A 13191-nucleotide genomic window follows, 5' to 3' on the forward strand; every position below is an offset into this window, starting at 1 on the left:
GAACGTAACTCCAATAGAGTAAAAAAATGACTGATTTATCAAAGTACAGAAACATTGGTATCTTCGCTCACGTTGACGCGGGTAAGACCACTACAACCGAGCGTATCCTAAAGCTAACCGGTAAAATCCATAAAATCGGTGAAGTTCATGACGGTGAATCTACAACTGACTTCATGGAACAGGAAGCTGAGCGTGGTATTACCATTCAGTCTGCTGCTGTAAGTTGTTTTTGGAACGATCACCGTTTTAACGTTATTGACACCCCAGGTCACGTTGACTTCACCGTTGAAGTTTATCGTTCTCTTAAAGTATTAGATGGTGGTGTCGGTGTATTCTGTGGTAGTGGCGGTGTAGAGCCTCAATCAGAAACTAACTGGCGTTATGCGAACGAATCAGAAGTTGCTCGTATCATCTTCGTAAACAAGTTAGACCGTATGGGTGCTGACTTCTTACGCGTAGTTAAGCAAACTAAAGACGTACTAGCAGCTAACCCACTCGTTATGGTACTTCCTATCGGTATCGAAGATGAGTTCAAAGGGGTTGTTGACCTGCTGACTCGTAAAGCTTGGGTATGGGATGAAACAGGACAAGCTGAAAACTACAAGATCGAAGATGTTCCAGCTGACATGGTTGACATGGTTGAAGAATACCGTGAAATGCTAATCGAAACGGCTGTTGAGCAAGACGACGACCTAATGGAAGCTTACATGGAAGGTGAAGAGCCTTCTATGGAAGACATCAAGCGTTGTATCCGTAAAGGTACACGTACCATGGACTTCTTCCCAACTTACTGTGGTAGTGCTTTCAAAAACAAAGGTATGCAGTTACTGCTTGATGCTGTTGTTGATTACCTACCTTCACCAACAGAAGTTGATCCACAGCCTCTTACCGATGAAGAAGGTAATGAGACTGGCGAGCACGCTATTGTTGACGCAGATGCGCCACTTAAAGCCCTTGCCTTTAAGATCATGGATGACCGCTTCGGTGCGTTAACCTTCGTCCGTATCTATTCTGGCCGCATCAAAAAAGGTGATACCATCCTTAACAGCGCCACAGGAAAAACTGAGCGTGTTGGCCGCATGGTTGAGATGCAAGCCGATGAGCGTAATGAATTAGATTCTGCTCAAGCCGGTGACATTATCGCTATCGTGGGTATGAAGAATGTTCAAACAGGTCACACTTTATGTGATGTTAAGCATCCTTGTACTCTAGAAGCTATGGTCTTCCCAGAGCCTGTGATCTCTATCGCTGTTGCACCAAAAGACAAAGGTGGCAGTGAAAAAATGGGTATCGCTATCGGTAAGATGATCGCAGAAGATCCTTCTTTCCGCGTTGAAACCGACGAAGATTCAGGTGAAACCATCCTTAAAGGTATGGGTGAACTTCACTTAGACATTAAAGTTGACATTCTTAAGCGTACTTATGGTGTTGATCTTATTGTGGGTGAGCCTCAAGTTGCTTACCGTGAAACCATCACTAAAGTTATCGAAGACAGCTACACCCATAAGAAGCAATCTGGTGGTTCGGGTCAATTTGGTAAGATTGACTATGTTATCCGTCCTGGTGAGCAAAACTCTGGTTTCACTTTCAGCTCTTCAGTTGTGGGTGGTAACGTACCAAAAGAATTCTGGCCTGCAGTTGAGAAAGGCTTTGAGTCAATGATGCAAACGGGTACAGTTGCTGGATTCCCAGTACTTGACGTTGAATTAGAACTGACTGATGGTGCTTTCCACGCAGTAGATTCATCGGCTATCGCGTTTGAAATCGCTGCTAAAGGCGCTTTCCGTCAATCTATGCCTAAAGCCGGTGCTCAACTGCTTGAACCTATCATGAACGTAGATGTTTTCAGCCCAGAAGACAACGTAGGTGATGTGATTGGTGATCTTAACCGTCGTCGCGGTATGATCAAAGATCAAATGGCTGGCGTAACAGGCGTGCGTATTAAAGCTGACGTACCATTATCAGAAATGTTTGGTTACATTGGTTCACTGCGTACCATGACATCGGGCCGTGGTCAATTCTCTATGGAATTTGCTCACTACGCACCATGTCCTAACAGCGTTGCTGAAAAAGTGATTGCTGAAGTGAAAGAAAGAAACGAGAAGAAGTAATATCGCTTTCCTTCTTTAATCAAATGAAACCCCATAAATCATTTTATGGGGTTTTTTTATTCACTCTCTCATTGCCCTCCCTTCAACCCATTGCTTCTATTATTTCCTCAATAAACACAATAACATTACATAAAGTAAGCTTAAATCGCGGCTTTTATCTCATATAAAAAAAAATAACCTATAATTATTATTCAATTGAGAGGATATAGATAAATCAAAGGTTTCAGTTTTTTACTGGTACACATATAATGGTTTCAACGGCCACAAATGAACCATTAACATTTATGCTAATCGTTCTGCAAATAAGAGATGCATCATGACTGATGGAAATCAAGCGCTAAAAAAAGCAGGGTTGAAAGTCACCCTTCCTCGAATAAAGATCTTAGAGCTCATGCAAGAGCCCGAAAACCAACACATCAGTGCTGAAGATCTTTATAAAAGACTATTAGATTTAGGTGAAGAAATTGGCCTAGCTACCGTATATCGTGTATTAAACCAGTTTGATGATGCGGGTATTGTGACACGTCACCATTTTGAAAGTGGTAAAGCCGTATTTGAACTTGCGACCCAACATCATCATGATCACCTCGTTTGTTTATCTTGTGGTAAAGTGATCGAATTTGCCGATGACATCATTGAACAACGCCAAGATGAAATTGCCGCACAATATAACATCAAGCTGACTAACCACAGTTTGTATTTATACGGTGTTTGCGCCGATGGCCAGTGTCACCACGAACCACAGTAAACAAAAATAAAAAAACCAGCTTATCGCTGGTTTTTTTATTAATAAGATCTCACTGCATTTTGTAACATCAATGATCAAAAAGACGGTGAAACACTTTTACGCGATAACCTAAATAATGATCGCGCTTAATTTCATGCATCTTAATTTTATGAAGCACTTTCTCATACGCTTTATTACCAGGTAAAACCAAAGCGATTAGCCCAGCTAAATGGTATTCTTGGCAAACATTCAATGCTGCAATAGCCGCTTCTGTCGCATAGCCTTGCCCCCAATACTCAGGCAAATAACGAAAAGCCAATTCGACTTCGTTGTAACGGCTAAGGTATTTAGGACCACAAAAACCAATAATACGCTTATCTTTCTTATGGATAACAGCCCAACGCCCGTAATCAAACTTAGCATAAGCGGGTAAAGCAATATTAATAATAACTTGTCGCGCCTCTTCGACTGACCTTAATGGCGAGCCAGGTAAATGACTTAAAATTTCAGGTATGCTATTCAATAAAAAAACGGCTTTGGCATCTTCAGGGGTAAATCGGCGAAGGTATAACCGATCTGTCTCTGTAACAACCATGCTATGCTCCCAAATTTTCTCTATTTTAACTATAGGTCATATCATTTAATTCGCTAAACTCAGTGAACTTAAACTCAAAAAAGACAATGAGACTAACCCCTATCTTGCTATAGTTACATCAATCACGTTCGCATTCTTTACATCTTGATAAAGGATCCTCCTATGACACCTATGCAAAAAGTTTACTGGTTCGTCGCCAGCCTAGGTAATCTATTAGCCTTAGCACTATGGCTTTATGTCAATGATCTCTCCTCACTTATCATCTTCGCTTTCACTTTGCTCTATACCATTATCGGCTTCTATGATTTACATTTTAGCCGACATAATTTAAATCGACTTTACCCCGCTGTCGCTTATATTCGTTATTTTCTTGAATCATTTCGTGTTGAAATTCAACAATATTTTATCGCTAATAATGAAGAAGAGCGGCCTTTTAGTCGTGAACAACGCTCCTTAGTCTATCAAAGAGCTAAAAATGTCAGGGACACTATTGCCTTTGGTACTCAGCGTGATTTAATTGAAGAAAACTACTTAAGTGCATGGCACTCTCTTAACCCTAAGGTGGTTGCCCCTGAAGCAAAACAAATCACCTTTGGCGGCGATGATTGTACCCAACCCTACCACGCTTCTTATCTCAATATTTCCGCTATGAGCTTTGGTGCACTAAGCCGTAACGCCATAGAAGCGCTCAATTTAGGCGCAAAAAAAGCCCATTGCTTTCATAACACAGGTGAAGGAGGTGTCAGCCCTTATCACTTAAAACATGGTGGCGATCTGGTTTGGCAAGTCGGCTCAGGTTTATTTGGTTGCCGAGACCGTGAAGGCCAGTTTGATGCTGACATGTTTAAGGCAATGGCAAATAAGCCTCAAATAAAAATGATTGAAATCAAACTTTCTCAAGGGGCAAAACCTGGGCATGGTGGCGTATTACCCGCGGCAAAAATCACAGATGAAATCGCCTCAATTAGGCATATTGCCAAAGGGCAAGACTGCGTATCGCCCGCCGTTAATCCAGAATGTACGACACCTATCGCATTATTAACCTTCGTTCAAAGATTACGTCAATTAAGTGGCGGAAAGCCCGTTGGTTTTAAGCTTTGTGTAGGGAATCCTGCAGAATTTTTATGTATCTGTAAAGCCATGTTAGAAACCAATATTCTACCCGACTTTATCACGGTTGATGGTGCTGAAGGTGGAACAGGTGCAGCGCCTTTAGAGTTTAGTAATCATTTAGGCATGACCTGCCTTGAAGGCATTTACTTTGTTCACAATGCGCTCATTGGAGTCGATCTTCGAAACAAAATTCGCATTATCGGCTCAGGAAAAACGGCATCAAGCTTCGATTTACTGACTAAAATAGCCTTAGGTGCCGATACAGTCAATGCTGCCAGAACCATGATGCTTGCCATTGGTTGCGTCCAGTCAAGACACTGTAACACTAACCTGTGTCCAACAGGTGTGGCCACACAAGATCCTGTTCGTAGCAAAGCCATAGATGTTAATTTAAAAAGTGAACGTGTTATGCATTTCCACAAAAACACCTTACATAACTTTTATGAGCTAGTTGGTGCCATGGGACTGGACGATCCAAGTCATCTTATGCCTCAAATGATCAAAAAACGCACCCCGTCAGGGCTCGCTATTTCTATGGGCAGCCTAGTGACACATTTAACCGCTCAAGCGTTGCTGCAAGATACTCATGATCTGGGTCCATGGCATCATTGGTGGAGCCAAGCCAAGAGCGATGAATTTGTCTCCGATGACTTATATATTTTAACGCCTCAGGAATTTACCTTCCACAGTGTCAGCAGCAGGAAATAAATGTTCATTGTCACACCTTATGCACTATGGCAATGAACAACGCCATTATTGCGGCTTTTTAAGCGGCAAATGACTTAATATCCGTGACACTTGAAGATACAGGATTCAGCTGATATCAATGTTCATTGCTCTTTTTTAAGTGTCAGCTGACTTAAATACTGCACCAATTGACTGAGCTGCTTTGGGCTTTGTGATGTCGAGTTCACTAGATACTGCCCATTGACGAGTAACGAAGGGACACCACGAATACCAGATAACTGTGTCTGAAGATCATAATTAGCAATGGCTAGACTGGCATCCGCCGAAGCTAATGCCGCTTTCACTTCATTAATTTCTAATCCTTGTTTAACAAAAAAATTAACCACATCCATCTCATTGTTAAAACTGCCTTCTTGTTCATGAATACGTTTAAAAATAGCGCTATGCACTTGACTAATAACCTTAAATTTTTCAGCCAAGTAATAAGCTTTTTGGCTCAAAATCCAAGTTTGTCGACCCGCTCCTACAGAAGTTCTGACAAAAATGATTTTTTCCCCTAATAAACGTGCCATGTCATCGAACCTCGCATCTTGACGATAACAATGGGGACAATTATAAGAAAAAAATTCACGTACTACGGGGAGGTGTTTTTCAGGAAACCCTGAAATATGAGTATAATCTTGCCCTTCAACATAATGTATCGAATCGGCATAACTCAATGACGTCATACAACACATTAAAAAGATGAATAATAATGACTGAGTGCTAACCGCTTTTTTCATGAATATTACCCTGTTTTATTTCAACAATCGTTCAGCATAGACATGGGATCACTAAACTGATACTCAAAACCAAGATCTTGAGTAATAAAACGACCATCGACCGTTTTTCCTGCAACCTCCACATCATTAAAAATAGGCTCAGCCAGATTCAAATGCATTGATGCCACCTGATAAAAACGAGCGCGAGTCGGATGCTTCAAGGCGCAAAGATTATAAACTGGCTGCACTTTTTCAGCAGAAAGAATATGAATCACTGCTCGTACACAATCCGTTAAATGCACTAAGTTGACAGGCGATTCACCACCGGCAATATTTTGTTTGCCAGATAAAAAACGCCCAGGATGACGCTTGGGCCCAACAAGTCCTGCAAAACGCAACACACAAGTCTGTGCTAGATCAGTAAACACTTGCTCAGCTTTCAACAGGTGTTCACTGGCTAATGAGTGCATTTTTGCATCGCTTTCTGTCACAATTTGATTTTGTGAAGGATAAACGCCAGTACTACTAATAAAAATAATACGCTGATAATGACAATCCGATACCCAAACTTTTAATTGGGTTAATCGTCTCAAATAAGCATCGGGATCATGTCTAAAACCAGGAGGCACATTCACCACCAAATAATCACTGTCTAACTGTGATTTGACACTTTCAGCCAATTCCACACAAGGGGTTTCACTATCATCTAAATCTAAGCAAAAACCGGATATTCTCTCTTGCGCTAATAACATGGCTTGGGCTTTTGAACGTTTAGAGCCCCTAACATCAAAACCTGCTTTCACGAGTGCCTTTGCTAGCGGCAAACCAAACCAACCACAACCCACTATACTTACCGATTTCATCATTGCCTCGTTTACCTTCATATTCCTTTTCCTTCCATCAGTTTATCAAGCTACATCTTAATAACTACCCTAAAAAGGGACATTTTAAGTGATCTGGCATTTTTTTAAGCACCCATTTCATTCCCCGCTACACTCAAGGCTTGTCGCCAAAAGCGCATTAGCGATAACAAAACGCTCCAGAATAATGTTACTAAACTCACTCCATTTAAAAAGGAATTCATATGACTGTACTTATCCGTAGCATCACCCTGTTATTACTCTTAGTCACCAGTTTTACTTATGCAGAACCCCATCAAAATACCTCAAAAACACAAATGCAAGCAGAGGCAAACTGGAGCGAATTGCAACATGTTTTTATCGACTTAGTGCTACAAGGAGAGTGGCTCTCAGAAATATCAGCACGGCAAAGTATAACCAATAGCATGACCGAAGTGGGGATCAGTTCCGTCGGCGTTAGCTGTTCATCCAGAGACGGAAGTAAAGACTGTTTTTGTCCCGCAGGTTGCTGGCGTAGTGAAACAGATTGCGGCTGCGACTAGGGCCTAATATAAGTGCAAATATAAAAACAAAAAATCATTAGCACATATTCTGTAACAATGAGTTTTTGCATTTAAACCTGAGCACTTCTAGGGTTAATAATAAAGACAGTAAAAGCTCGGGAGGCAGAATGTTGCAGTTAATGGTTTTGAGCCTATTGCTTTATTTTACCTTACTGATCCTACCCTTTAAAGTCGGTATTCTTAAGCCAAATCAGAGCACCTCTTATCAATATAAAGGCGTAGGTTATGCTATTGAAACAGATAGATTGATTACCTCATACGCATTTAAGGACAGCATTCGAAAAAACCTTAGAAACGTCTCTTTTACCAACTATGTCTACTATGAAGACACTAAGAATACGCTGCCGATCTCGACCAATGCTAGCAAGGACACTTACCTGTCAATCACTCAAGACAACCCATACAATAAACTCAGCACAAGTCTGCTTCAGCTCAGTCCTTAACATTGCCTATGCTTTTTCCTCATTCGACATCATGCTACACTCGTGGTTACTTTTACTTATTTTGATTGATGTCACTTTATGAAACAGTTGCTCGATTTTTTACCCTTAATTATTTTCTTTGCTTTTTATAAAATTTACGATATCTATGTTGCCAGTGGTGCACTGATTGTAGCCACCGCCCTGCAATTGATCGTCACTTATATGCTGTATAAAAAGCTTGAAAAAATGCATGTGATTACATTCGCTATGGTCGCGGTATTTGGCTCATTGACCTTGTTTTTTCATGATGATGCCTTCATTAAGTGGAAAGTGACTATTGTTTACGCATTATTCGCCATAGGATTAACTGTCAGCCAATTGATTAACAAACCTGTCCTTAAAAGTATGCTTGGCAAAGAATTGGTCGTAGCTGACAAAATATGGGCTCATATTACTTGGTATTGGGTATTATTTTTTATCATTTGTGGTCTACTCAATATTTATGTCGCATTTAGCCTACCTCAAGAGACTTGGGTTAATTTTAAAGTCTTTGGCTTAACCGCTCTGACATTGATCAATACGGTTGTTACTATTGTTTATCTTTATAAAAACATGTCTGAAGAACAACGTAAGGAATTAAAGTAATGTGGTACATGATTTCATCTCAAGATAATGACGATAGTTTAGAAAAAAGAAAGTCCGTTCGCGAAGCGCATCTAGCAAGGCTGCAACATTTAGCAAATGAAGGTCGGCTGCTCATCGCCGGACCTCATCCAGCCATTGATAGTGACAATCCAGGTGATGCCGGTTTTACGGGGTCATTAGTGGTCGCTGACTTTGACTCTCTTGATGATGCTCAAGAGTGGGCAAACCAAGACCCTTATATTACTGCTGGTGTCTATCAAAATACTATCGTTAAACCTTTTAAGCGCGTACTGCCATAAATCTAAGGACTCATGTTTTGAAAATTGTTTCATTTAATATCAATGGATTAAGAGCAAGACTACATCAACTACAAGCATTAATTGATACACATCAACCCGATATAATTGGCCTACAAGAAACTAAAGTCCACGACGAAGCCTTTCCATTAGCAGATGTTGAAGCAATGGGCTACCATGTACACTTCCATGGAGGAAAAGCCCATTACGGTGTGGCAATGCTCTCTAAACAAGCACCAGAAAAAATTCAAAAGGGCTTTCCTACCGATCTTGATGACGCTCAAAGGCGCATGATAATAGGCACCTTCATGCAAGAAAATGGCAGACGACTAACGGTATTAAATGGCTATTTTCCTCAAGGGGATAACATTAATCATGAGACAAAATTTCCTGCTAAACGCAAGTTTTATCAGGATTTAATGCACTATTTAAATGAATATCATGATTCGAAAGAAGACATCGCTATTATTGGAGATATTAATATTTCTCCTATCGATCTTGATATCGGTATTGGCGACGTTAACGCTAAACGTTGGTTAAAAACCGGAAAATGCAGTTTTCAACCTGAAGAACGTGAATGGTTGGCCACCTTACTCGATTGGGGCCTAATCGATACTTTCCGTCAGCTCCACCCAAATAGAACAGAGAGATACTCGTGGTTTGATTATCGCAGCAAAGGCTTTGTCGATAATAGAGGACTGCGCATCGACGTGGTACTGGCCACTCCTTCACTGGCAGAAAAATTGATTGAAAGTGATATCGATTATGATCTTAGAGGCATTGAAAAGCCCTCTGATCATGCCCCTATTTGGAGCAGCTTTAAATAAGACGCTTTTAAAATAAAGCACTAAACAAAGTACTAAAATACAGTGCTTAAACAAAGTATTAAAAAGTACTGTAGAGTGACAAGCTCTACAGTATCTTTCACCCATAACACAATATCACTTTGCTATATCACTTTTCTATATCACTAAGGTTAATTCACTTTATCGGTTGTGCTTTTGATAATTTACTATTCAAACTCACTAATTGCCTCGTTAATATACTCATGCTCAAACCTAAGGCACCACCAATAACTAATGGAGGAATAATCACAGCCAAATCCCCCGCTAATGCAAAGCAGACACAACAACCAATAAATGTGCCAGGAATAAAAGCCAAACGACTAAAACTGGCTTGCAGACACATAGCGGCTGTCACTAACCCTGTCATGACATACCCAATGATCGGAGACACAAAAAAACCACTGACACTCATAATCAACCATCCCCAAAACACACCGGACAAGTTAGTAGCCCAAGCCATAAACATCCCTTTAAGGCCAGGTAATGTCTGAGCAAAAAAGGTACTACACCCCATAAAACCAAGCCAAGTCACCCAATTAAACACATCAGCCACACCCGCCCATACAACGGCTAACAATCCTGCCGACAAAGCCACAGCCCAACGATTTTCCATCAACCTCTCCATCTTTTGCTATATAGAAGCTTCAATCTAAAAACCCATAGCTTTTAGAAAATGCATCAAATCAAAATGCATCTGATAACGCAGACTTAATTTGACACTAGCAACGATATACCAACGCGTTTTTTATTATTTATTGTTATTATCTTGAAGTATAAAAAATGAGCCATTGTAAAGCTCAATTAAAACTGCATTAGATAAACATAATTTACAAGTAGAGTAAATTACCTTTTTTTGACAAAAAAAACACTATTTAATAGAAAAAACATTACTCACTCCATTGATTAACAAAAATAATGAAGATAAGGTATAGCAAGGAAGGAGCACCACTTAGGTCATTCAAAAAGGGGGAACTGTCAGATCAGGTCTGAGCTAGTACACTTTAACAATTCACCTAGCCTAAACAATAATGCTTGCGCCATTCCTTTTAAATATCATGCAGAAATGACACAATATATTGATTAGCATTGAAAAGCTAGCTTAAACAGCATAACCAGATGTTATACTCGCCAGCGGAATTTACTTTAAGCCCTAATATAATCCTTACCTTCCTCCCCTTTTTGATTTTTTTCTATATTGAGGTTTGCCTTACGATTCTCCTCAAAGATCATCACAGCAAGCTTGGTGACTCCTTCATGTAATTGCGTACTAATTTCTGCTAAGTTTTCTGTATCCTCAGCAGCCTCAGCAATGCAAATAGCAGAAACCATCTCTAAAACTTGAAAACTTTTACGAATACGATCAATTAAAGGAGCATTCTCTTTTGTTTCCGCAGCAATAAGCAACTGCATAATGGTTTCAATTAGCTCATTGTCTTTATCTTCTATCACCTTATCCTGATGACTTTTTTCAATATTACTCATTCACTTCCTCCTACTACTTCAGTTGATGTCATGAGTTATAATTTGGCTTATGTGCGATTAAAACTAGGTCGTCTTGCATTATTCATCACTGAGGACAACTGTTGCGAACTTTTAGGCCTAGATAAACTTGCAGTACTGTTATTCGAAGTATCAGCATTTTTCTTATTTGTGCTGTCCGCTAACTTTTTCTTCTCATCAAAAATCATTAATGCTAAGCTTTTCATTTTTTGCGCAACTTCATCTGATATTTGCGAGGTATTATCCAAACTCACAGCTACTTCAGCAATACAAGCCGCATTTAGCCTTTGTAATACATCAAACGCGTGCTGGGCTTTTTCAGTATCAGATAATTGAATACCATTAGTACAAGACAGTAACACTTCAATCAACTTACGAAAAACAGCCTCTTTTTGAGCTTCCAGTTTTTTTATTTCATCTTGATTCATAATAATTCTCTAAAAATAATTGATAATGTTTTTTATGTCACAGATAATGAACAGCATGACTTGAGTGCTTAAGTCATGCTGTTCATTTTAATTTTTTATGCCATTAATAATTGATTATTGCCAAAGCCAACATTAGATAATTGATTATTCTCTGAGCCTAAGTTGTTCTCATTGCCTGCTTGTGCCATTTCATCAGCCAACAAAAACATATTAGTAAAGTTCATTTGACCTTTAATATGCGAATATGTACTTCCAACAGCTAGACCAGCAGGGTAAGTCATAGCCCTACCAATTTGCCCTAACCCTAAAACACCATGGGTTAATCCTTCTGTTAGTCCTGTCACACCTTTAGCGATAATATAAGTACCAGCAAGTGGAAGGGTTCCTAGTATCGCTCCTCCACTTTGCGTCCCTCTAAGGAGCACATCACCAACTAAAGCCGCTACTTCTGTCGTCGCTAATCCCAATCCACCAACAATACTCGCACCAACCATCGCCGTGCCACCTACAGCACCCGATAACACAGCCCCTGTTCCTCTAAGGGCCGAATCACCAACAAAGGCCGCCACTTCTGTTGTCGCTAATCCCAATCCACCAACAATACTGGCTCCTGCCATCGCTGTGCCACCTACAGCACCCGATAACACAGCCCCTGTTCCTCTAAGGGCCGCATCACCTACAAAGGCCATCACTTCTGTTGTCGCCAATCCCAATCCACCAACAATGCTCGCACCCGCCATCGCTGTGCCACCTACAGCACCCGATAACACAGCCCCTGTTCCTCTAAGGGCCGCATCACCAACAAAGGACGCCACTTCTGTTGTCGCTAATCCCAATCCACCGACAACACTGGCTCCCGCCATCGCTGTTCCACCAACCACTCCTGATAACACAGCCCCTGTTCCTCTAAGGGCCGCATCACCAACAAAGGCCGCCACTTCTGTTGTCGCTAATCCCAATCCACCGACAATGCTTGCACCAGCCATAGCCGTACTGCCAATAACGACAGAACCCAGAGATTGCAGGCTTCGTGAAACTATGGAACCAAGGTGACCAGCACCTTCAACTAAGGAAACCAACCCATACTTATAAGTCGCTTTAAACGCGATTTCACCAACTTGCTTTAGACCTGATAGCGCTAAACTTCCTCCTTTTTGAATATTCACCCATCCCTTATTCAGGCTAGCCAATAAAGAGCCATTCTCTCTTTCAATAATATTATCTAAATGAGTCAAGGTTTCATTATATTCATTTTTGATTTGTGTTCTTTCATCTACATATGACTGATTAATTGCTGATAAATTTAAACTATCACCGGCTCTGTGTTCGGAAAAATAAAAGTGAATACGTTCCATATCCCCCTTTATATGAGAAATGCCTTTAATACCATCGGCGACAATTTTCCAACCTTGCCCTAAACCTGAGCCTAATGTTTGCCAAGCACCATCATTTTCACCATCACCATGAAAAGCCGTTTTTATTTGAGTAAAATCACTGCCCACATTTTTTAATTGCGTGATCCCACTACCAACCGCAGACCAGCCTTTTCCTAGACCTGAAACTAATGTTTGCCAAGCACCATCATTTTCACCATCACCATGAAAAGCCGTTTTTATTTGAGTAAAATCACTGCCCACA

Annotated in this window: 14 protein-coding genes and 1 pseudogene; 8 read left to right on the forward strand and 7 right to left on the reverse strand. The window is 40.5% G+C overall.

Annotation, left to right across the window (positions count from 1 at the left end; all coding sequences use genetic code 11):
* The first annotated feature begins 26 nt into the window (after window positions 1-26).
* On the forward strand, window positions 27-2111 hold the full coding sequence (gene fusA, locus Q0791_RS16595) for an elongation factor G (protein ID WP_299008729.1): 2085 nt from the start codon (window positions 27-29) through the stop codon (window positions 2109-2111).
* A 316-nt stretch (window positions 2112-2427) separates the two neighbouring features.
* Window positions 2428-2859: a ferric iron uptake transcriptional regulator gene (gene fur / locus Q0791_RS16600; RefSeq protein WP_299008732.1), complete on the forward strand. Its 432-nt coding sequence runs from the start codon at window positions 2428-2430 to the stop codon at window positions 2857-2859.
* A 67-nt stretch (window positions 2860-2926) separates the two neighbouring features.
* On the opposite strand, the gene Q0791_RS16605 is transcribed toward fur, so the two are convergent.
* A complete protein-coding gene (locus Q0791_RS16605) occupies window positions 2927-3433 on the reverse strand; it encodes a GNAT family N-acetyltransferase (RefSeq protein WP_299008735.1) in 507 nt (168 codons plus the stop codon).
* Window positions 3434-3595: 162 nt separating this feature from the next.
* Between Q0791_RS16605 and Q0791_RS16610 the strand changes: the two genes are divergently transcribed.
* Window positions 3596-5254, forward strand: coding sequence for an FMN-binding glutamate synthase family protein (locus tag Q0791_RS16610; RefSeq protein ID WP_299008738.1), 1659 nt, complete (start codon window positions 3596-3598; stop codon window positions 5252-5254).
* A gap of 122 nt (window positions 5255-5376) precedes the next feature.
* On the opposite strand, the gene Q0791_RS16615 is transcribed toward Q0791_RS16610, so the two are convergent.
* Window positions 5377-6015 carry a thiol:disulfide interchange protein DsbA/DsbL gene (locus Q0791_RS16615; protein WP_299008742.1) on the reverse strand — a complete coding sequence of 213 codons (639 nt, stop codon included), beginning with the start codon at window positions 6013-6015 and terminating at the stop codon, window positions 5377-5379.
* A 20-nt stretch (window positions 6016-6035) separates the two neighbouring features.
* Window positions 6036-6878, reverse strand: a complete 843-nt coding sequence (locus Q0791_RS16620) for an SDR family oxidoreductase (protein WP_299008746.1) — start codon at window positions 6876-6878, stop codon at window positions 6036-6038.
* Window positions 6879-7078: 200 nt separating this feature from the next.
* Between Q0791_RS16620 and Q0791_RS16625 the strand changes: the two genes are divergently transcribed.
* From Q0791_RS16625 to xthA, 5 genes are all read left to right on the forward strand, one after another.
* Window positions 7079-7396: a hypothetical protein gene (locus Q0791_RS16625; RefSeq protein WP_299008749.1), complete on the forward strand. Its 318-nt coding sequence runs from the start codon at window positions 7079-7081 to the stop codon at window positions 7394-7396.
* Between the two features lie 128 nt (window positions 7397-7524).
* A complete protein-coding gene (locus Q0791_RS16630) occupies window positions 7525-7860 on the forward strand; it encodes a hypothetical protein (protein WP_299008752.1) in 336 nt (111 codons plus the stop codon).
* 78 nt (window positions 7861-7938) lie between these two features.
* A complete protein-coding gene (locus tag Q0791_RS16635; RefSeq protein WP_299008755.1) occupies window positions 7939-8484 on the forward strand; it encodes a septation protein A in 546 nt (181 codons plus the stop codon).
* Window positions 8484-8783 (forward strand): YciI family protein, encoded by a 300-nt coding sequence (locus tag Q0791_RS16640; protein ID WP_299008758.1) that lies wholly within the window; start codon window positions 8484-8486, stop codon window positions 8781-8783. The genes Q0791_RS16635 and Q0791_RS16640 overlap by 1 nt, the downstream gene beginning before the upstream one ends.
* A 17-nt stretch (window positions 8784-8800) precedes the next feature.
* Entirely contained in the window at window positions 8801-9607 is an 807-nt protein-coding gene (xthA, locus tag Q0791_RS16645; protein ID WP_299008760.1) for an exodeoxyribonuclease III, read from the forward strand.
* A gap of 154 nt (window positions 9608-9761) precedes the next feature.
* Here xthA and Q0791_RS16650 read toward each other — a convergent pair whose 3' ends face one another.
* The 4 genes and pseudogenes from Q0791_RS16650 to Q0791_RS16665 form a co-directional block, all read right to left on the reverse strand.
* The gene (locus Q0791_RS16650; RefSeq protein WP_299008762.1) at window positions 9762-10238 is read right to left on the reverse strand and encodes a DUF1097 domain-containing protein; all 477 of its coding nucleotides are present in this window, start codon (window positions 10236-10238) and stop codon (window positions 9762-9764) included.
* Window positions 10239-10768: 530 nt separating this feature from the next.
* Window positions 10769-11107 carry a hypothetical protein gene (locus Q0791_RS16655; protein ID WP_299008764.1) on the reverse strand — a complete coding sequence of 113 codons (339 nt, stop codon included), beginning with the start codon at window positions 11105-11107 and terminating at the stop codon, window positions 10769-10771.
* Window positions 11108-11154: 47 nt separating this feature from the next.
* Entirely contained in the window at window positions 11155-11553 is a 399-nt protein-coding gene (locus Q0791_RS16660; protein ID WP_299008766.1) for a hypothetical protein, read from the reverse strand.
* A gap of 95 nt (window positions 11554-11648) precedes the next feature.
* Window positions 11649-13191, reverse strand: a pseudogene (locus tag Q0791_RS16665) (hypothetical protein); the annotation flags it as partial.

Origin of the sequence: uncultured Shewanella sp., from assembly GCF_947495455.1 — a bacterium.
Lineage (GTDB): Bacteria > Pseudomonadota > Gammaproteobacteria > Enterobacterales > Shewanellaceae > Shewanella.

Coding starts and splice junctions, on each gene's coding strand:
- Q0791_RS16660 (WP_299008766.1), bottom strand. CDS start 11,553: ATGAATCAAGATGAAATAAAAAAACTGGAAGCTCAAAAAGAGGCTGTT.
- Q0791_RS16655 (WP_299008764.1), bottom strand. CDS start 11,107: ATGAGTAATATTGAAAAAAGTCATCAGGATAAGGTGATAGAAGATAAA.
- Q0791_RS16620 (WP_299008746.1), bottom strand. CDS start 6,878: ATGAAGGTAAACGAGGCAATGATGAAATCGGTAAGTATAGTGGGTTGT.
- fusA (WP_299008729.1), top strand. CDS start 27: ATGACTGATTTATCAAAGTACAGAAACATTGGTATCTTCGCTCACGTT.
- fur (WP_299008732.1), top strand. CDS start 2,428: ATGACTGATGGAAATCAAGCGCTAAAAAAAGCAGGGTTGAAAGTCACC.
- Q0791_RS16615 (WP_299008742.1), bottom strand. CDS start 6,015: ATGAAAAAAGCGGTTAGCACTCAGTCATTATTATTCATCTTTTTAATG.
- Q0791_RS16650 (WP_299008762.1), bottom strand. CDS start 10,238: ATGGAAAATCGTTGGGCTGTGGCTTTGTCGGCAGGATTGTTAGCCGTT.
- Q0791_RS16610 (WP_299008738.1), top strand. CDS start 3,596: ATGACACCTATGCAAAAAGTTTACTGGTTCGTCGCCAGCCTAGGTAAT.
- Q0791_RS16625 (WP_299008749.1), top strand. CDS start 7,079: ATGACTGTACTTATCCGTAGCATCACCCTGTTATTACTCTTAGTCACC.
- Q0791_RS16605 (WP_299008735.1), bottom strand. CDS start 3,433: ATGGTTGTTACAGAGACAGATCGGTTATACCTTCGCCGATTTACCCCT.
- Q0791_RS16630 (WP_299008752.1), top strand. CDS start 7,525: ATGTTGCAGTTAATGGTTTTGAGCCTATTGCTTTATTTTACCTTACTG.
- Q0791_RS16635 (WP_299008755.1), top strand. CDS start 7,939: ATGAAACAGTTGCTCGATTTTTTACCCTTAATTATTTTCTTTGCTTTT.
- Q0791_RS16640 (WP_299008758.1), top strand. CDS start 8,484: ATGTGGTACATGATTTCATCTCAAGATAATGACGATAGTTTAGAAAAA.